The organism is Amycolatopsis sp. FBCC-B4732 (genome assembly GCF_023008405.1).
Classification (GTDB): Bacteria; Actinomycetota; Actinomycetes; order Mycobacteriales; family Pseudonocardiaceae; genus Amycolatopsis; species Amycolatopsis pretoriensis_A.
The window spans coordinates 8,163,277-8,181,198 of record NZ_CP095376.1 but is presented as its reverse complement, the minus strand read 5'-3'; the positions used below and the strand labels follow the sequence as shown (position 1 = coordinate 8,181,198).

Sequence of the window (17,922 nt, the reverse complement as noted above, 5' to 3'; positions counted from 1 at the left end):
AGGACCTGGGCTTGTCCCAGCGAAGGTTTTCTGCCACGCACCGAGCCCCCGAATCGGTGCCTTAGGAAGAGCGAGGAGTGCATGCGGGTACTCCGCCGCGGTGACGCCGGTCCGGACGTCGCCGAGATCAGGTCCATCCTGGCCGGGATGGACCTGCTCCCGCCGGTCACCGGTACCGACGACTACGACACGTTCGACGTCGCCGTCGAGCACGCCGTCCGTGCTTTCCAGCAGCGCCGTGGGCTCATCATCGACGGCGTCGTGGGTGCAGCCACGTTCCAGGCGCTCAAGGGCGCCAGCTACCACCTGGGCAGCCGTCCGCTGTCCTACATGATCGCGTCGCCGGTCCACGGCGACGACGTCTTCACGCTCCAGGAGCGGCTCACCGAGCTGGGCTTCGACGCCGGCCGTCCCGACGGCTACTTCGGCCCGGCGACCGAGCGCGCGCTCAAGACGTTCCAGCGCGACATGCGCCTGACGCCGGACGGCATGTGCGGCCCGGCGACCATCCGCGAGCTGCACCGCCTGTCCTCGCCGCGCGCCCGCGGCGGCCGCCCCGTGTTCCTGCGCGAGCAGGAGCTGGTGCGCCAGGCCGGTCCCCGGCTGCGCGGCAAGCGCATCGTGATCGACCCCGGCCACGGCGGTGACGACCTCGGTGTGGTCGCCGGCGGCCTGCGCGAGGCCGACATCGCTTGGGACCTCGCGCGCCGCCTGGAGGGCCGGATGAAGGCCACCGGCATGGAGGCGCTGATCTCCCGCGGCCCGAACCACAGCCCGACCGAGCTGGAGCGCGCCAAGTTCGCCAACGACGCGGGCGCCGACCTGTTCCTCTCGCTGCACAGCGACAAGAACCCGTCGCCGCGCGCGCAGGGCGTCGCGAGCTTCCACTTCGGCACCGGCAACGGCACGACGTCGACGGTGGGCGAGCTGCTCGCCGGCTTCATCCAGCGCGAGGTCGCAGCCCGCACGGGCCTGCAGGACAACCGCACGCACTACAAGTCGTGGGACATCTTCACCCGCACCCGCTGCCCGGCGGTCCGCGTGGAGATCGGCTACCTGACGAACCCGGACGACAGCCGCAAGCTGGCCGATCCGGCGTTCCGCGACATCGTCGCCGAAGGCATCCTGATCGCCGTCAAGCGCCTGTACTTGCTCGGCGAAGGCGACCAGCCGACGGGAACGTTCACGTTCGCCGACGTCCTGGCGCACGAGCTCGCGAAGGCCGAGTAGGGCCGACCACAACCCCTAGCGGCTCACCTTCACCTGCCCCACCACACCTGGGGACGCAGAGGCTGCGTCCCCAGGTGTGGTGGGTAGTTCTCCACAGCTTTTCCACCGCTCCTATCAGCGCTCTGTGGATAACTCGGCACTTCTTCCACAGTCGTGCACAACGCTGTTTCGCACGTGACGAAACCCAGGCGCAAACGTTTGCGGGGTGGCTCAGGCGCGGCCGAGACTCGGCTCGGCCGTGGTGATCGTCACCTGGCCGAGCAGGCGCTCCAGCGCCGCCTCGACGTCTTCCTTCCAGGTGATCGCCGAGCGCAGCTCCAGGCGCAGGCGCGGCCACTTGGGGTGCGGGCGGACCGTCTTGAAGCCGACGCTCTGCAGGAACGCCGCCGGCAGCACGCAGCTGTGGCCGCCGTCCGGGTCCGTCTCGTCGGGGCGGGCGTCGCCGAACGCTTCGATCGCGCGGACACCGCGCTTGGTCAGGTCCTTGGCGACCGCCTGGACCAGCATCCGGCCGAGGCCGCCACCGCGGAACTCGGGGAGGACCTGGAAGGCCGTCAGGAGGACGGCGTCCGCGCTCGGCGGGGACGTCGGGAAGGCCAGCGCGCGCGGGACGGCGTTCGGCGGGGCGTACAGCACGAACCCGACCGGCAGCGTGTCGCTGTAGACGATGCGGCCGCAGGAACCCCACTCGAGCAGCACGCTCGAGACCCAGGCTTCCTTTTCGACCTCGGTGGCGCCGAACTCCTCCGCCTGGTTCTTCAGGTGGGGAGCGAGCTCCCAGTAGACACACCGGCGACAGCTCTTCGGCAAGTGCTCGAGGTTGTCCAGTGTGACGCCCACGACGCGACGCGACACCCGCGACCTCCCTGACCTGCGCTCCCGACGGGCTGCCCGGCCGTCAAGCCGCGCGAAAACCACAGCACGGACACGGGAGCCATGGTCGAGGATAGGCCGATGTGACGAGCGCCGAAAGGCCAGGGGTCCCGGATGGGTGCACGGTTACACTCGACAGGATCTGTTAACCGAGCCACGGGTGAATCGTCGATGACCGAGAACCGCCCCAGCAAGCCGCACAGCGGCCGCCAGAACCTCGACCCGCACCTCGAGCGGTACGCCGCCCGGACCGCCGGGATGACCGCTTCGGAGATCCGAGCGCTCTTCGCGGTCGCCAGCCGGCCCGAGGTGGTTTCGCTGGCCGGCGGCATGCCGAACCTGGCCGCGCTCCCGCTCGACACGCTCTCGGCACAGGTGGCGGAGATCATCGCCGAAGACGGCCTCGTGGCGCTGCAATACGGCTCCGCGCACGGCGTCCCGGCGCTGCGCGAGCAGATCTGCGAGATCATGGCCCTGGAGGGCATCAAGGCACACCCGGACGACGTCGTCGTGACCGTCGGCTCCCAGATGGGCCTGGACATGGTCACACGGCTGTTCTGCGACCCCGGTGACGTCGTGATCGCCGAAGGCCCGTCCTACGTCGGCGCGCTGGGCTCCTTCGCCGCGTACCAAGCGCAGGTCGTGCACGTGGCGATGGACGAAAACGGCCTGGTGCCGGAGCTGCTGCGCGAAGCGCTCGTCCGGACGGAGAAGGCCGGCCGCCGGGTCAAGTTCCTCTACACGATCCCGAACTTCCACAACCCCGCCGGCGTCACGCTGGCCGTCGAGCGCCGCGCGGAGATCCTCGAGATCTGCCGCGACCACGGCGTGCTGGTCGTCGAAGACAACCCGTACGGGTTGCTCGGCTTCGACGGCCAGACCTACCCGGCGCTGCGCTCGGCCGACCCCGAGAACGTCGTGTACCTCGGCTCGTTCTCCAAGACGTTCGCCTCCGGCCTGCGCGTCGGCTGGGTGCTCGCGCCGCACGCCGTGCGCGAGAAGCTCGTGCTGGCCGCCGAGTCGGCGACGCTCTGCCCGCCGACGTTCAACCAGATGATCGTGTCGCGCTACCTGGCCACGCACGACTGGAAGGGCCAGATCAAGAAGTTCCAGGAGAACTACCGCGACCGGCGCGACGCGATGCTGTCCGCGCTGGAGCAGCACCTGCCCCCGGGCTGTTCCTGGACCAAGCCGGACGGCGGCTTCTACGTCTGGGTGACGGTGCCGGAGGGCGTCGACACGAAGGCGATGCTGCCGCGCGCGGTGACCGCCCGGGTGGCGTACGCGTCGGGGACCGGCTTCTACGCCGACGGCTTCGGCAGCCGCCAGATGCGGCTGTCCTACTGCTACCCGACGCCGGAGCGGATCCGCGAGGGCGTCCGGCGGCTGGCCGCGGTGCTGGAGTCCGAAATGGACCTGGCCCGCACCTTCGGTAACGTGGGCTCGCGCCAGATCCAGGGGCCGCAGAACCCGTCCCCGGACACGGTCTAGTTCTTTTAGCTAAGGAGTTTCCACGGTGGTCGACCGTACCGTTGCCGTGCTCGCCGGCGGGCTTTCGCACGAACGCGACGTCTCGCTGAGGTCCGGCCGGCGGCTCTCCGCGGCGCTGAAGTCCGAGGGCCTCGGCATCGAGGAGTGGGACACCGACGCCGGGTTGCTGGAGCGCCTGCGCACCCAGCGGCCGGACGCGGTCGTCGTCGCGCTGCACGGCGGTGAGGGCGAGAACGGCTCGGTGCAGACGGTGCTGGAGATGCTGGACGTGCCGTTCGTCGGCACCGGCTCCCAGGGCTGCCGCCGCGCGTGGGACAAGCCGACGGCGAAGGCGCTCATCGAGAACGCCGGGTTCGTGACGCCGGGCTGGGTGGTGCTGCCGCACAGCACGTTCCGCGAGCTCGGCGCCCAAGCGGTGCTCGACGCGATGGTGGAGCGCCTCGGCCTGCCGCTGATCCTCAAGCCCGACCAGGGCGGCTCGGCGCTCGGCACCCAGGTGGTCCGCGAGGCCGCGGAACTGCCGGCGGCGATGGTCGGCTGCTTCGCGTACGGCGACACCGTGCTCGCCGAGCGGTTCGTGGACGGCGTCGAGGTGGCCGTGACGGTCATCGAAGGCGCGGACGGCCCCGAGGCCCTCCCCGCGGTCGAGATCGTCCCGGAGAGTGGCGTGTACGACTACACGGCCCGCTACACGGCCGGCCTGACCGACTTCTTCACCCCGGCCCGCCTCGACGACGCCGCGGCCAAGGCGGCGGCCGAACTCGCCGTCGCCGCGCACCGCGTCCTCGGGCTTCGGGACATCTCGCGCACCGACGCGATCGTCGCGGCGGACGGGACGGTGCACTTCCTGGAAGTGAACCCGTCGCCGGGGCTGACCGAGACGTCGACGGTGCCGATGGCGATCGAAGCCGCGGGCAAGTCGCTCGGCACGGTGTTCGCCGAACTGATCGGACGCGCGATTTCCCGCTGACCCTTCGCACGCGAAAGGCCGCCTCGGAGCTTCCGTGGCGGCCTTTTTCGTGTCGCGATCTCATGATCACTGGATGTGGTCGTCGCGACTGCGTCGAGCAATCATCACCGTGACGAAACACCCTGGGGTGATCCCTAATCGGTTTTCGGTGTCTGATTCGCCCCATTCGCATCGATGATCGCGACGATCCGCTCGAGATCGTCAACCGACCCGAATTCGAGCGTGATCCGTCCCTTGCGCCGGCCGAGGTCGACCTTCACGCGGGTGTCGAAGCGATCCGAAAGACGGTTCGCGAGCTCCTGCAGTCCCGGCGCCTGGATCGGCTTGCGCGCGGCGGGCTTCGGCTTGGCCGGCTTCTCGCTCTTCTTGAGCGTGACGGCTTCCTCGGTCGCCCGGACCGACATGCCCTCCGCGATGATCCGCGCGGCGAGCTCTTCCTGGCTTTCGGGGTCCTCCAGCGACAGCAGCGCGCGGGCGTGCCCGGCGGACAGGACGCCCGCGGCGACCCGGCGCTGGACCGGCAGAGGGAGCTTGAGGAGCCGGATCGTGTTGGTGATGACCGGGCGGCTGCGACCGATCCGGCTCGCCAGCTCTTCGTGCGTGACCGCGAACTCGTCGAGCAGCTGCTGGTACGCCGCCGCCTCTTCGAGCGGGTTCAGCTGGACGCGGTGGATGTTCTCCAGGAGCGCGTCGCGCAGCATCGACTCGTCGGCGGTCTGCCGGACGATCGCCGGGATCGCTTCGAGCTCCGCCTGCTGCGACGCGCGGAGCCGCCGCTCGCCCATGACGAGCTCGTACTCGTCGTTCCCGAGCTCGCGGACCACGATGGGCTGCATGAGCCCGAACTCGCGAATCGAGTGCTCGAGTTCGGCGAGCGCGTCCTCGTCGAAGACCTGCCGCGGCTGCTTCGGGTTCGGCTTGACCGAACCGACCGGGATCTCGCGGTAGACCGCGCCGGCCACCTCGCCGCTGTGCTGCTTCGCCTGACCGTTGGCCGCGAACCAGCCCTTGTCCTCGGCCGCCTTCTTGTCCGCCGCCGTGTCCCCGGCGGTGGGCAGGGGACCGCCGGTGGCGGGTCCGGTCGGGATCAGGGCGGCGAGGCCGCGCCCCAGCCCTCCTCGGCGCTCGGTCATGTCGAACTACCCCTCTCCAACTGTGCGCCGCGCTCGGCGATCTCCTTGGCCGCGTCGACGTAGCTCATCGCACCCCGCGAACCGGGATCGTAAGCGAGGACGGTCTGGCCGTAACCAGGCGCCTCCGACACCTTCACACTGCGGGGGATGACGGTCTTCAGCACGGTGTCGCCGAAGTGGTTGCGGACCTCGTTCGTCACCTGGTCGGCCAGCTTGGTCCGGCCGTCGTACATGGTGAGGAGGATCGTCGAGACGCGGAGCTCGCGGTTGAGGTGCTGCTGCACGAGCTCGATGTTGCTCAGCAGCTGCCCGAGACCTTCGAGCGCGTAGTACTCGCACTGGATCGGGATGAGCACCTCCTGCGCGGCGACCATCGCGTTGACCGTGAGGAGGCCGAGCGACGGCGGGCAGTCGATGAAGACGTAGTCGACGCCGATCTCGTTGAGGACCTCCGAGGAGATCGCCTCCTTGAGCCGGGACTCGCGGGACGCCATCGAGACGAGCTCGATCTCCGCACCAGCGAGGTCGATCGTCGCGGGAACGCAGAAGAGGTTCGGTGACTGCTCGGTCGCCTGGGCGGCCTCCGCGAGTGTCACCTCACCGATCAGCACCTCGTAGATGGACGGCGTCCCGGACCGGTGGTCGACGTCGAGCGCGGTGCTCGCGTTGCCCTGCGGGTCGAGGTCGACGACTAGCGTCTTGAGCCCGTGCACGGCCAGCGCGGCGGCGAGGTTGACGGTGCTCGTGGTCTTGCCGACACCGCCCTTCTGGTTGGCCACGGTCATCACCCGACGGCGGCCGGGACGCGGGAGCGTCCCTTCCTCCGGGTGCAGCAGACGCGCGGCGCGGGCGGCTTCTTCGGCGATCGGGGTCCAGCCCACGTCAGGGGTGGTCTCCGTGGAGTCGGACGGCGGGGGATTCACCGGTCTCGACACCTCCTCCATGTAGAAGTCTGGTCGGTGGTCGAGTCGCGTCGTTTCACGTGGAACATCGCGGCCCGTTAACGCTTCCTGCTCCGCGCCTTCGGCTTGCTCGTTGCTGGGAGACGACGGATCTTCACAACCGTGCTGGGGACCTCTAGTACTGCGGCACCGCACTCGACGATCAGCGGATCGGCCCCGCCGGCCTTGCGGATGGCGGCGCCGTCCCGATCGATCTCGTCCGCCGCGCTGGCGCCCTTGAGGGCAACCAGGAAGCCGTCGGGACGGACCAGCGGGAGACACCAGTCCGCGAGCCGGGCGAGCGGGGCGACCGCGCGAGCGGTGACGATGTCGGCGCCACCGAGCTGCTCACGCACAGGCCGCTCCTCCGCGCGTCCACGGACGATGGTGATCGGGAGTTCCAGCTTCTCGGCGACCTCGGCCAGCCAGTCCACCCGGCGGGCCATCGGTTCAAGCAAGACGATATCGAGGTCCGGTCGCGCGATCGCGAGCGGTACACCCGGAAGCCCCGCACCCGAGCCGACATCGACAACGCGGGCGCCGTTCGCCATCTGCTCACCGATGACCGCCGAGTTCAGAACGTGCCGCTCCCAAAGCCGTTCGACCTCCCGCGGCCCGATCAGCCCACGCTCGACCCCATGAAGCTCCAGGAGTTCGACGTACCCGGCCGCTCGGTCCAGGTGCTCACCGAACACCCGCTCCGCCGCGGCCCGCACCGCCCCCGCGGCCTGTTCCAAGCTCACTCCGTCTACTCCTCGTCCGCGCGTTTCACGTGAAACGGCGCTCGTTCGATTGTCCCTGATGTCGGAGCGAAAACGAGCCGACAGACCGCAGATGTGGACAACTCCACTCACCCGGCGTCCCCCCGGTGGGCGGTTCCACGTGAAACACGGCGCCCGGCGTCGGGGGTGGTTCCAGGGGCGCGGCCTCTCGGCGCTGCCGCTCGGCATTCGTCGCGGCGTGGCCGAGCTCCGGTAGCGAGACCGGCTCCTTGATCCGCTCGGGGGACCGCCGCGAGGGCCAGTCGTCGTCCACGTTGAAGCGGGCCAAGCGCCGTGTCCCGGGCCGGAGCCAGGAGCCGCCTAGCGGAACTCCGAGTCGCCAGTGCGGTGTCGCGCCGGAGCCGCGCCGCACCCAGCCGATGAGCGAGGAGCAGGCGTCGGAGGCTCGGCTCCCACGCCTCCAGTTCCACGTGAAACATCACCGCTGTAATTCGCTCGGTCTCGGCGCCGCGTTCCGCAGCCGGATGCCACTGAAGCCGAGCGAGCTTTTCGCCGCGTTGTCGACGAAGCTACACAGGTTCGGCAGCACTCGAAGCGCGATCCCCGCCGACTCGTGCAACGCGAGCAGATCGCCGACCGGTTCCGGCGGTCCCAGGGGTGACACCTGCTCGGTCGCCACCATCGCGTGCACCCGGGGCTGCCGAGCCACGAGCGATCCGCCGCGGGTGATCGTCGGGTCCCCGGAAAGTGGAGTACCTCGCCGGGTGCGGGCGCACCAGTCACCAGCACAAAAAGAAGCGGCCCCACCCGGAGGTGGGGCCGCTTCGAAAAGACCGGGTCTCAGGACTCCGGGAAGATCACCACGCGGCGCTTCGGGTCTTCGCCCTCGCTCTCGCTGGTGACGCCGGCGACCGTCGCGACCGCGTCGTGGACCACCTTGCGCTCGAACGGGCTCATCGGCTGGAGCCGCACCCGCTCGCCGCTCTGGAGGACCGATTCCGCCGTCGAGCGGCCGAGCTCGCGGAGCTCCTCGCGGCGGTCCGCGCGCCAGCCCGCGATGTCCAGCATCAGGCGGCTGCGGGAGCCCGTCTCCTGCTGGACCGCCAGGCGGGTCAGTTCCTGCAGCGCCTCGAGCACCGTGCCGCGGGGGCCGACGAGCTTCTCGAGGTCTTCGCCGCCGTCGATGCTGACGATCGCGCGGCCCGCCTCGACGTCCAAGTCGATGTCGCCGTCGTAGTCGAGCAGATCGAGCAGGCGCTCGAGGTAGTCGCCGGCGATGTCGCCCTCTTGCACGAGGACGTCGTCACCGCCGCCCGCCTTCTGCTCGCCCGCCTCGTCGGCGGCCGGCTCCGGGGTCGCGTCTTCCTGATCGGCGTCGATCGTCTCGATCGTCTCCGACATCATTCGTCTCCTCTCCGAACCGGTCGTGCCTCAGCGGCGCTTCCGGCCCGACTTCCTGGTCGAGTCTTTGAGAAGGCCCGGCACGCCGGTGCCGTTGTCCTTCGAGCCGTTCTGGCCGTTGGTCTCCGTGGGCGTCGTGGCAGGCTCCGCGGAATCGCTCGCAGGAGCCGTCTGGGCGAAACCGTGGGCCGAGCCCGCCTTCGCGACCTTCTTCTGGGCGCCGCCCTGAGCGGGCTGGTTCTTCTTCTGCTGGACCGGCTTCTGACCGACCTTCGGCGCGGCCGGCTTCTGACCCGGCTTCGGGCCGAGCGTCGCGCGCTTCTCCGCGGCCTCCGCCTTGCGGGCCGCCTCTTCCTTGTCGATCTTCGTGTAGACGAGCCGCTGCTGCATCAGGGTCCAGCCGTTGTTCGCCAGCCAGTAGAAGAGGAGGCCGAGCGGGAACAGCGCACCGAAGACGAGCACACCGAGCGGGAAGATGTACATCGTCAGCTTGTTCATGATCGCGGTCTGCGAGGTGGCCGACGCGGCGTTCTGGCGGGCGACCGAGTGGCGCGCGGTGAGGTGCGTGGCGATCGACGCGACGATCATCAGGGGGAGCGCGACCGGGAGCACGCTCCAGTGGAAGCCGACGTTCGTGGCGCCGCCGCTGACGACACCGACACCGTTGTAGACGGCTTCACCGAGGTTGACGCCGAAGAGCTTCGCGTTGACGTAGGACTCGACGTCGTGCTGGCTGAAGAAGTAGTTCTCGGTCTTCACCCCGCCACCGGGCGGCGGCATCGTGAACGCGCGCAGGACGTGGTTCAGGCCGATGAACACCGGGATCTGGAGCAGCATCGGCAGGCAGCTGCCGAGCGGGTTGACGCCGTGCTCGCGCTGGAGCTTCTGCATCTCCTGCGCCTGGCGCTGCCGGTCGTTCGCGTACTTCTTCTGGAGCTTCTTCATCTCCGGCGCGAAGTCCTGCATCTTCTTCATCGACCGGACCTGGTTCACGAACGGCTTGAACATGATGCCGCGGACCGTGAACGTCAGGAAGATGATGCCGAGGATCCAGGCCACCGCGGTCGATTCGCCGAAGACGAACCCGAAGACCTTGTGCCAACACCAGAGGATGAAGGACACGGGGTAGTAGATGAAATCGAGCACTGCTGCTACTCCTCGATCGGTGTTTCAGGTCGTCGGTGGCGCCACGAGAACTCCTCGGGCACGGGGTCGCGGCCGGGTGGCGTCCAAGGGCCGCAGCGCAGCAGCCGGCGCAGCGCGAGGTAGGAGCCGCGGCCGGCACCGTGCCGGGTGAGGGCTTCGACTGCGTACGCGCTGCAGCTCGGGTAAAACCGGCAAGCCGGCGGGAGGAAGGGCGAGATCGCCTTGCGGTAGAGCTTGATGGGGAGCAGCAGGACCCAGGCGACGGGACCGGGCCGGAGGGGCTCGGGCTCCACAGCGTTGTCCTCGAAGTGCTCGTGGTCGTGCTCGGGGGTGGCTCGCATGCCGGTCACACCGCTGATCCGTGGTCGGGGGTCGCGTCCGCGGGACGCGTCGGGCGGGGGACATCCCCGGCCGGACGGCGCGACGACAGAAGCCCCAGCCGACGCAACGCGGCGTCGAGGTCGGACCCGAGCTCGGCGCTGGACGCGGTCGACGACGGCGGCAATGCCCGTACGACCAACGAAGTGCCGGCGGGCAGTGTTCCGAGCTTGGCGGAAACGAGATGACGCAACCGGCGGGAGACGCGGTGGCGGACCACCGAGTTGCCGACGGCCTTGCTCACCACAAAACCCGCCCTGGCCGCCGACGGTGCGTCGGCGGCCTCGGACGGGTCCGTGGTCAGTGCGTGGACGACGAGGCGACGCCTGCCTGCCCGGGACCCGCGACGGAGAACCACGCGGAAATCCTCGCTCCGCCGCAGACGTGCGGCAGCCGGCAGCACGGCGCGCCCCGACGTGCCGGATCAGGCGGACAGCGCGGCGCGGCCCTTGCGACGGCGGCCCGCCAGGATGGCCCGGCCGGCACGCGTACGCATGCGCAGGCGGAAGCCGTGCGTCTTCGCGCGACGGCGGTTGTTCGGCTGGAAGGTGCGCTTACCCTTGCTCACTGCTTCTCCTGTGTGTCGCGTCGGGCGGGAAGAATCTCTTCCCCCCACCTGGCGTGTCGTGCGGGCGCACGGCAGTCTCTGGTGTCTCCTACCAACGTGTGGCCTCGTCACGACGAGCGACGACAACGTGGGCACGCGAATAGCACCCGTCGCATACGGGAGACCTTACGAGGGTACGCACCCCGGTCGGGCGGGCGGTAAGCACCCCCTCGGCCACGGTACGCGACCGCCTCGGGAGCCGAGATCATCGACGCCCCGGCACCGAATGGCAACACGCCGTGCACCGTGAAATGCTGGCCGCCGAGGATGCCTTGTGGCAGCGGGCGGGGCTTGTTAGCGTGCCTCTCTCGGGTCACCGGTCGAGGTGCACGAGTATCCGGGTGGTGGAGTGCCCACCGGCGTACGACGAGCCCGCAGGTGGCGTCGCCGCGGGTCGCCGTACATTAGTGCACAGCTGTGGACAACTATGTGGATATTCGCTGTGCCGGTGCACACGCGGGTCCGCTGATGAGCACGGGCCGTGTGACCAGGGGCGTTCGGCCGTCCACGCCGACGAGGGGAGGGGAGCCAGTCAGGTGTCGGAGCACCAGCACAATCTGGGTGTCATCTGGGAACAGGTGGTACGCGAACTGTCGGACGGGACCCTGTCCCCCCAGCAGCGCGCGTGGATGCGCGTCACCCGCCCGATCGGCCTGCTCGACGGCACCGCTCTGCTGGCGGCCCCCAGCGACTTCGCGAAGGAAGCGATCGAACGCGGCCTGCGCGGCGCGATCACGGACGCGCTTTCCCGGCGGCTCGGCCGCGCCATCTCGCTCGCGGTGAAGGTCGACAGCACCGAAGCCGTCGCCCCGGTTCCCGGCCCCCACTACGTCCCGTCACCCGGCCGGGTGGAAAACGGCGCCGGGCCCGAGCCGGCGCCCGTGCCGCGGCCGGGTCCCGGCCCGATGCTGCCGCCGCCGCGCCCCGAGCCCACGCCGCCGCTGCCCCCGCACCAGTCCGTCGCGCCGAAGCCCGACGACGGTGACGACACGGACGAAGAAGTCGACGAAGAGGGCGAAGCGCTCGCCGCCGTCCACGAGATCTGGCCGACGTTCTCCGGCCAGCCGATCGCCGGCCAGCCCTACACCGCGCCGGCGCAGCCGCAGACGTCGAAGACGAAGCTGAACGAGAAGTACACCTTCGACACGTTCGTCATCGGCGCGTCCAACCGCTTCGCGCACGCGGCCGCGGTCGCCGTCGCCGAAGCGCCGGCCCGCGCGTACAACCCCCTCTTCATCTGGGGTGAGTCCGGGCTCGGCAAGACGCACCTGCTGCACGCGGTCGGCCACTACGCGCAACGGCTCTTCCCCGGCATGCGCGTCCGGTACGTCTCGACCGAAGAGTTCACGAACGACTTCATCAACTCGCTGCGCGACGACCGCAAGGTCGCGTTCCAGCGGCGCTACCGCGACATAGACATCCTGCTCGTCGACGACATCCAGTTCCTGGAAGGCAAAGAAGGTACGCAGGAAGAGTTCTTCCACACCTTCAACACCCTCCACAACGCGAACAAGCAGATCGTCGTCAGTTCCGACCGCCCGCCCAAGCGCCTCGAGACGCTGGAGGACCGGCTGCGGACGCGGTTCGAGTGGGGCCTGATCACCGACATCCAGCCGCCCGAACTCGAGACCCGTATCGCGATCCTCCGCAAGAAGGCGGCGCAGGACAGGCTGGCGGTACCGGGTGACGTCCTGGAGTTCATCGCCTCGCGCGTCGAGGCGAACATCCGGGAGCTGGAAGGCGCGCTCATCCGCGTCACCGCCTTCGCGTCGCTGAACCAGCAGCCGGTGGACGCCGCGCTGGCGGAGATCGTGCTGCGGGACCTCATCCCCGACTCGCACGCCCCGGAGATCACCGCGCCCACGATCATGGGCGTCATCTCCGAGTTCTTCGACGTCACGCTCGACGACCTGTGCGGCCCCGGCAAGACGAAGGCGCTCGCCACGTCCCGCCAGATCGCGATGTACCTCTGCCGCGAGCTGACCGACATGTCGCTCCCGAAGATCGGGCAGACGTTCGGCGGCCGCGACCACACGACCGTCATGCACGCGGACAAGAAGATCCGCAAGGAGATGGCCGAGCGCCGGCGCATCTACGACCAGGTGCAGGAGCTGACGTCGCGCATCAAGCAGCGCGCCCGCCAGTAGCAGCTCTCCCTTACCCAGCAACGACTTCGGGGCGTCCGCACACAGTGGACGCCCCGAAGTCGTGTTCGGGGTGCCCGCCCGAAATTCGTGAAACTTCTTTGTACACAGCCAAGTTTCCCCATGGTGTGGGCGGATTGCCCACAGTGCCACCAGATCTCTGATCAGCGGCGACGCGGATTCCGTCCACATCCCGCCCACAGGTGATCCACAGCGCATCCACACCCTTGTCCACGCTGATTCCACAGGTTGCCCACATTCTGTGCACAGGACGTCCCGATCACCCGGTAGAGCGAACCGGACCCCGGCAGGCACCCCCAGAACCTGGGGATCGATCACCCCACACCTGGGGACAACCGTGGGGACAACTGGGCCCGGCTGTGGACGAATCGGGGATCGCCCGAAACCATCCACCGATGCCCCGATCTACCCACAGGTCCACCACCATGGTTCTCCACATGCCCGCGAGCACTCCGACCTGCGCGAACGAGCTCAATCCACACAATCCACAACGCCTACTACTGCTACTGCTCTTAGATCTTTTCTAAGAGAGAACAAAACAAAAACAGGCGATGGACGAAGTTGGGGACAGCCGCGAGAACGTGTCGTCAAGTCGACAAACTCAAGGGGAGGCCGAGGTGACGGCGGCCCCCGCGACGGCCTAACGTGGACGCCTGCACCTGGTCCGCGTTCTGGCCGCTAGCGCGGAGGGCGGACCGGCCGGAGGGGGCAGCCGGTCACTGTCCCGCGAGAAGAGGCCTGGCCCGAGCCACCGCGGCTCGGTCGTCGAAAGGATGCGCGCATGAAGATCCGCGTCGAGCGTGACGGGCTCGCCGACGCCGTCGCGTGGGTGGCCAGAAGCCTCCCCTCCCGGCCTCCCGTGCCGGTACTCGGCGGTGTCCTCCTCGACGCCGGTCCGGACGGCGACACCGACGCGCTGACGGTCTCGGGCTTCGACTACGAAGTCTCGGCCACGGTCGGCGTCCCGGCGACCATCGCCGACGGCGGCCGCCTGCTGGTCTCCGGCCGGCTCCTGGCCGACATCACCAAGTCCCTGCCGAACCAGCCGGTCGAGATCTCCGTCGACGGCGCCCGCGCCACCATCACGTGCGGCAGCGCGCGCTTCTCCTTGCCGACCATGCCGGTCGAGGACTACCCGCAGCTGCCGTCCCAGCCCGCCTTCGCGGGCGAGCTCGCCGGCGACGCGTTCGGCCAGGCCGTCACCCAGGTCGTCGTCGCCGCGGGCAAGGACGACACCCTGCCGATGCTGACCGGCATGCGGCTCGAAATCTCCGGCAGCTCGCTGACCCTCGTCGCGACCGACCGCTTCCGGCTCGCCATGCGCGAGTTCACCTGGCAGCCGGCCGAGGGCCTGGCCGACGCCGCGGTGCTCGTCCCGGCGCGCACCCTCGCCGAAGCGGCCAAGACGCTCGGCGCGAGCGGCGCCACGATCCGCCTCGCCCTCGCCAGCGGTGAGGGCCTGCTCGGCCTCTCCGGGGCCGGGCGCTACACGACGACCCGCCTGCTCGACGCGGAATTCCCGCCGTACCGCCAGCTGCTGCCCGCGTCGCACACTTCACGCGCGGTCATCGACGTGTCCGCTCTCACCGAGTCCATCAAGCGCGTTTCACTGGTGGCGGAGCGGGGGACTCAGGTACGACTGGAGTTCGGGGACAACACGCTGCGGTTGTCCGCGGGTGGCGACGACGAGGGAAGCGCCGAAGAGGAGCTTCAGGTCGACTACGAAGGTGAGCCGGTGACGATCGCGTTCAACCCGGGTTACCTCGTCGACGGTCTCGGCGCCCTCCACAGCGACCGGGCGGAGCTGACGTTCACCACGCCGAACCGCCCCGCGCTGATCAAGCCCGCCGACGCCGAGGGCAACCTCGTCCCCGGTTACCTCTACCTCCTGATGCCGGTCCGCCTTCCCGGCTGACCCGCGACTTTCTTAGCACGTAAGGGGATCTCATGGTTCAGCTCGGTCTGGTCGGCCTGGGCAAGATGGGCTTCAACATGCGTGAGCGGCTGCGCGCGGCCGGTCACGAGGTGGTCGGGTACGACCGCAACCCGGACGTCACCGACACGACGTCGCTCGAGGACCTGGTGTCCAAACTGGACGGCCCGCGGATCGTGTGGATCATGGTGCCGGCCGGCGAGCCGACCCGGCAGACCGTCACCGAGCTCGGCAACCTGCTGTCCGCCGGCGACATGGTGATCGACGGCGGCAACTCGAAGTACACCGACGACAAGCTGAACGCCGATCTGCTGGCGGCGAAGGAAATCGGCTACGTCGACTGCGGTGTGTCCGGTGGCGTGTGGGGCAAGGACAACGGCTACGGCCTGATGGTCGGCGGCACGGCCGCCGACGTCGAGCGGGCGATGCCGATCTTCGACGCGCTGCGCCCGGAAGGCCCGCGCGAAGAAGGCTTCTCGCACGCCGGCGACGTCGGCGCGGGCCACTACGCGAAGATGATCCACAACGGCATCGAGTACGGCATGATGCAGGCCTTCGCCGAAGGCTTCGAACTGCTCGAGGCCGCGAAGGTCGTCAACGACGTGCCCGCCGTCATCAAGGGCTGGCAGCGCGGCACGGTCGTCCGGTCCTGGCTGCTCGACCTGCTCGTGCGCGCGCTCGACGAGGACCCGGAGCTGGACGACCTCGAGGGCTACGTCGAGGATTCCGGTGAAGGCCGCTGGACGCTGGAAGAGGCGATCAACAACGCGGTGCCGGCGCCGGTCATCTCGGCGGCGCTCTTCGCGCGGTTCGCTTCGCGCCAGGAGCACTCGGCCGCGATGCGCGCGGTCGCGGCGCTGCGCAACCAGTTCGGCGGGCACGCGGTCAAGAAGGTCGGCGGGTAAAGGAGTTCTGGTGCATCTGCGACACCTGCAGGTCACCGACTTCCGCTCCTGGCCGCAGGCCGATCTCGCGCTCGAACCGGGGCCGACCGTGCTGGTCGGCCAGAACGGTCGCGGCAAGACCAACCTGCTGGAAGCGATCGGGTACGTCGCGACGCTGGGCTCGCACCGCGTCGCGACGGACGCGCCGCTCATCCGGCACGGCTGCGAGCGCGCCCTGGTGCGGGTCGCGGTGGTCAACGACGACCGCGAGCTGACCGTCGAGCTCGAGATCACGGCGGGCCGCGCGAACCGCGCCAGGGTCAACCGTGGCGCGGTCGGCCGGCCGCGTGACGTGCTCGGGATCCTGCGCACGGTGCTGTTCTCCCCGGAGGACCTGGCGCTCGTGCGGGGTGACCCGGGCGAGCGACGCCGGTTCCTCGACGAGCTGCTCGTGCTGCGCGCGCCGCGGTATGCCGGGGTCCGCGCGGACTACGAGAAGGTGCTGAAGCAGCGCAACGCCCTGCTCAAGACGGCCGGGAAACGGCGTACGGGCCGCGAAGACCCGTACGCGCTGTCGACCCTGGAAGTCTGGGACGACCACCTCTCGGTGGCGGGCGCGGAGCTGCTGGCCGCGCGCCTGAACCTCGTCGCGGACCTGGGGCCGTACGCGGCCGCGGCGTACATGGGGGTGGCGCCGGACTCCCGGCCGGCGAAGATCGTGTACCGGTCGTCGCTGGGTGCGGGCCTGCCGGAGACGTACGGCGTACCGGATGGCGAACGCGCGCAACCCGCTGTCCTCAAGGACGTCTTACTCAAGGCGCTCGGTGAGGCCCGGAAGGCCGAACTCGAGCGCGGGATCAGCCTGGTCGGCCCGCACCGGGACGAACTGGAGCTGATCCTGGGCGAGGCGCCGGCCAAGGGCTACGCGAGCCACGGCGAGTCGTGGTCGTTCGCGCTGGCGCTCCGGCTCGGCAGCTACGAGCTGCTGCGCGGGGAGGCCGGCGAACCGGTGCTGCTGCTCGACGACGTGTTCGCCGAGCTGGACCGCAAGCGCCGCGCCCGGCTGGCCGAGGTGGCCGCGAGCGCCGAACAGGTGCTGGTGACCGCGGCGGTCGACGAAGACGTGCCCAGCGAGCTGGCCGGCGGCCGGTTCGTGGTGGCGGATGGTGAGATCACGCGTGACTGAGCGGGACGAACGAGTACCCCGTGTGACGGGCGGCACAAACCGCACCCGATCTGGGGACAAACCTGTGGACAGTGTGGATAACACGGTGAATGAGTTATCGCCCCGCGTGACCGTGCGGCCAGATGGGTGGCACAAAACGCCCCGCGGCGACTCCAAGCCCACTGTCAGTACTGAGCGCGAGGGTGCCGCTGGGCCGAACGAGGCACCCCCGACCGGGCGCGACCTCGCCCACGCCGCGCTCGAAGCGGCCAAGGCGAAGGCCAAGGAGCGGGGGACTTCCCCCGGGTACCGGCGCCGCACCGTCGGCGGTGGCAGCGGGCAGAACCCCCGGCGTCGCCGCTGGTCAGGGCCGGGCGCGGACGCGCGCGACCCGCAGCCGCTCGGCCGGCTCGTCTCCCGGCTGGTCGCCGACCGGGGCTGGAACGAGAGCGTCACGAGCGCCCGCGTCTTCGCCCAGTGGGCGCGGCTGGTCGGCGAAGACGTCGCGGAACACGCCCAACCGGTCGCGTTGAAAGACGGCGAACTCACCGTGCGCGCGAGTTCCACGGCGTGGGCCACCCAGCTCCGGCTGCTGCAGGGAAAGCTGCTGCACAAGATCGCCGCGGGCGTCGGGAACGGCGTCGTCAAACGGATGCGGATCCAGGGTCCGACCGCCCCGAGCTGGCGGAAAGGGCCCCGGCACGTGCCGGGGCGCGGCCCTCGTGACACGTACGGCTGACCCGGGTTGCGCGTTGCTCGGTTGAATGCCCCGAGAACGCATCCAGACCTCCCGAGTTACGTCAAGACTCGGCTCGAACCGATTTCGTCCGTCTGTGACGCGTTCAGGGGTGTCCTTGCCGCATGTCAGCGGACGCGGCCAAGT

Annotated in this window: 18 protein-coding genes; 8 read left to right on the top strand and 10 right to left on the bottom strand. The window is 69.6% G+C overall.

The genetic code is table 11. The annotated features are described in order from the left end of the window. Window positions 1-81: 81 nt before the first annotated feature. Window positions 82-1,230 carry an N-acetylmuramoyl-L-alanine amidase gene (locus tag MUY14_RS36775; protein WP_247016296.1) on the top strand — a complete coding sequence of 383 codons (1,149 nt, stop codon included), beginning with the start codon at window positions 82-84 and terminating at the stop codon, window positions 1,228-1,230. Window positions 1,231-1,440: 210 nt separating this feature from the next. Here MUY14_RS36775 and MUY14_RS36770 read toward each other — a convergent pair whose 3' ends face one another. Then, complete coding sequence (locus tag MUY14_RS36770; RefSeq protein WP_247016295.1) at window positions 1,441-2,085, bottom strand: GNAT family N-acetyltransferase; 645 nt, start codon at window positions 2,083-2,085, stop codon at window positions 1,441-1,443. A gap of 189 nt (window positions 2,086-2,274) precedes the next feature. Here MUY14_RS36770 and MUY14_RS36765 point away from each other — a divergent pair, with 189 nt between their 5' ends. Together MUY14_RS36765 and MUY14_RS36760 are read left to right on the top strand one after the other, a co-directional pair. Further along, complete coding sequence (locus tag MUY14_RS36765) at window positions 2,275-3,594, top strand: PLP-dependent aminotransferase family protein (RefSeq protein WP_247016293.1); 1,320 nt, start codon at window positions 2,275-2,277, stop codon at window positions 3,592-3,594. A 25-nt stretch (window positions 3,595-3,619) separates the two neighbouring features. Further along, on the top strand, window positions 3,620-4,564 hold the full coding sequence (locus MUY14_RS36760) for a D-alanine--D-alanine ligase (protein WP_247016291.1): 945 nt from the start codon (window positions 3,620-3,622) through the stop codon (window positions 4,562-4,564). Window positions 4,565-4,698: 134 nt separating this feature from the next. Here the strand turns inward: MUY14_RS36760 and MUY14_RS36755 are convergent, their stop codons facing one another. The 9 genes from MUY14_RS36755 to rpmH all read right to left on the bottom strand — a co-directional run bounded on the left by MUY14_RS36755 (window position 4,699) and on the right by rpmH (window position 10,853). Further along, window positions 4,699-5,697, bottom strand: coding sequence for a ParB/RepB/Spo0J family partition protein (locus tag MUY14_RS36755; protein ID WP_247016289.1), 999 nt, complete (start codon window positions 5,695-5,697; stop codon window positions 4,699-4,701). Continuing rightward, complete coding sequence (locus tag MUY14_RS36750) at window positions 5,694-6,620, bottom strand: ParA family protein (RefSeq protein WP_396126613.1); 927 nt, start codon at window positions 6,618-6,620, stop codon at window positions 5,694-5,696. The genes MUY14_RS36755 and MUY14_RS36750 overlap by 4 nt, the downstream gene beginning before the upstream one ends. Window positions 6,621-6,697: 77 nt before the next feature. Beyond that, entirely contained in the window at window positions 6,698-7,381 is a 684-nt protein-coding gene (rsmG, locus tag MUY14_RS36745; RefSeq protein ID WP_247016285.1) for a 16S rRNA (guanine(527)-N(7))-methyltransferase RsmG, read from the bottom strand. Between the two features lie 457 nt (window positions 7,382-7,838). Next, the gene (locus tag MUY14_RS36740) at window positions 7,839-8,042 is read right to left on the bottom strand and encodes a DUF6886 family protein (RefSeq protein WP_247016283.1); all 204 of its coding nucleotides are present in this window, start codon (window positions 8,040-8,042) and stop codon (window positions 7,839-7,841) included. Window positions 8,043-8,200: 158 nt separating this feature from the next. After that, window positions 8,201-8,761: a R3H domain-containing nucleic acid-binding protein gene (locus tag MUY14_RS36735; protein ID WP_247025430.1), complete on the bottom strand. Its 561-nt coding sequence runs from the start codon at window positions 8,759-8,761 to the stop codon at window positions 8,201-8,203. 30 nt (window positions 8,762-8,791) lie between these two features. Beyond that, entirely contained in the window at window positions 8,792-9,907 is a 1,116-nt protein-coding gene (gene yidC / locus MUY14_RS36730; RefSeq protein WP_247016281.1) for a membrane protein insertase YidC, read from the bottom strand. 5 nt (window positions 9,908-9,912) lie between these two features. Beyond that, window positions 9,913-10,248, bottom strand: a complete 336-nt coding sequence (yidD, locus tag MUY14_RS36725) for a membrane protein insertion efficiency factor YidD (RefSeq protein ID WP_247016280.1) — start codon at window positions 10,246-10,248, stop codon at window positions 9,913-9,915. 5 nt (window positions 10,249-10,253) lie between these two features. Continuing rightward, window positions 10,254-10,688: a ribonuclease P protein component gene (rnpA, locus tag MUY14_RS36720; protein WP_247016279.1), complete on the bottom strand. Its 435-nt coding sequence runs from the start codon at window positions 10,686-10,688 to the stop codon at window positions 10,254-10,256. 21 nt (window positions 10,689-10,709) lie between these two features. Continuing rightward, window positions 10,710-10,853: a 50S ribosomal protein L34 gene (rpmH, locus tag MUY14_RS36715; RefSeq protein ID WP_003082934.1), complete on the bottom strand. Its 144-nt coding sequence runs from the start codon at window positions 10,851-10,853 to the stop codon at window positions 10,710-10,712. 575 nt (window positions 10,854-11,428) lie between these two features. Here rpmH and dnaA point away from each other — a divergent pair. The 5 genes from dnaA to MUY14_RS36690 all read left to right on the top strand — a co-directional run bounded on the left by dnaA (window position 11,429) and on the right by MUY14_RS36690 (window position 17,778). Then, on the top strand, window positions 11,429-13,039 hold the full coding sequence (dnaA, locus tag MUY14_RS36710; protein ID WP_247016277.1) for a chromosomal replication initiator protein DnaA: 1,611 nt from the start codon (window positions 11,429-11,431) through the stop codon (window positions 13,037-13,039). A 799-nt stretch (window positions 13,040-13,838) separates the two neighbouring features. After that, complete coding sequence (dnaN, locus tag MUY14_RS36705; RefSeq protein ID WP_247016273.1) at window positions 13,839-14,972, top strand: DNA polymerase III subunit beta; 1,134 nt, start codon at window positions 13,839-13,841, stop codon at window positions 14,970-14,972. 32 nt (window positions 14,973-15,004) lie between these two features. Then, a complete protein-coding gene (gene gnd, locus MUY14_RS36700) occupies window positions 15,005-15,895 on the top strand; it encodes a phosphogluconate dehydrogenase (NAD(+)-dependent, decarboxylating) (protein ID WP_247016271.1) in 891 nt (296 codons plus the stop codon). 10 nt (window positions 15,896-15,905) lie between these two features. Continuing rightward, window positions 15,906-17,060 carry a DNA replication/repair protein RecF gene (gene recF, locus MUY14_RS36695; RefSeq protein ID WP_247016269.1) on the top strand — a complete coding sequence of 385 codons (1,155 nt, stop codon included), beginning with the start codon at window positions 15,906-15,908 and terminating at the stop codon, window positions 17,058-17,060. A gap of 106 nt (window positions 17,061-17,166) precedes the next feature. Beyond that, on the top strand, window positions 17,167-17,778 hold the full coding sequence (locus tag MUY14_RS36690; RefSeq protein WP_247016265.1) for a DciA family protein: 612 nt from the start codon (window positions 17,167-17,169) through the stop codon (window positions 17,776-17,778). Window positions 17,779-17,922: the final 144 nt, after the last annotated feature.

Coding starts and splice junctions, on each gene's coding strand:
- MUY14_RS36775 (WP_247016296.1), top strand. CDS start 82: ATGCGGGTACTCCGCCGCGGTGACGCCGGTCCGGACGTCGCCGAGATC.
- MUY14_RS36765 (WP_247016293.1), top strand. CDS start 2,275: ATGACCGAGAACCGCCCCAGCAAGCCGCACAGCGGCCGCCAGAACCTC.
- MUY14_RS36755 (WP_247016289.1), bottom strand. CDS start 5,697: ATGACCGAGCGCCGAGGAGGGCTGGGGCGCGGCCTCGCCGCCCTGATC.
- MUY14_RS36740 (WP_247016283.1), bottom strand. CDS start 8,042: ATGGTGGCGACCGAGCAGGTGTCACCCCTGGGACCGCCGGAACCGGTC.
- MUY14_RS36735 (WP_247025430.1), bottom strand. CDS start 8,761: ATGTCGGAGACGATCGAGACGATCGACGCCGATCAGGAAGACGCGACC.
- yidD (WP_247016280.1), bottom strand. CDS start 10,248: ATGCGAGCCACCCCCGAGCACGACCACGAGCACTTCGAGGACAACGCT.
- dnaN (WP_247016273.1), top strand. CDS start 13,839: ATGAAGATCCGCGTCGAGCGTGACGGGCTCGCCGACGCCGTCGCGTGG.
- gnd (WP_247016271.1), top strand. CDS start 15,005: ATGGTTCAGCTCGGTCTGGTCGGCCTGGGCAAGATGGGCTTCAACATG.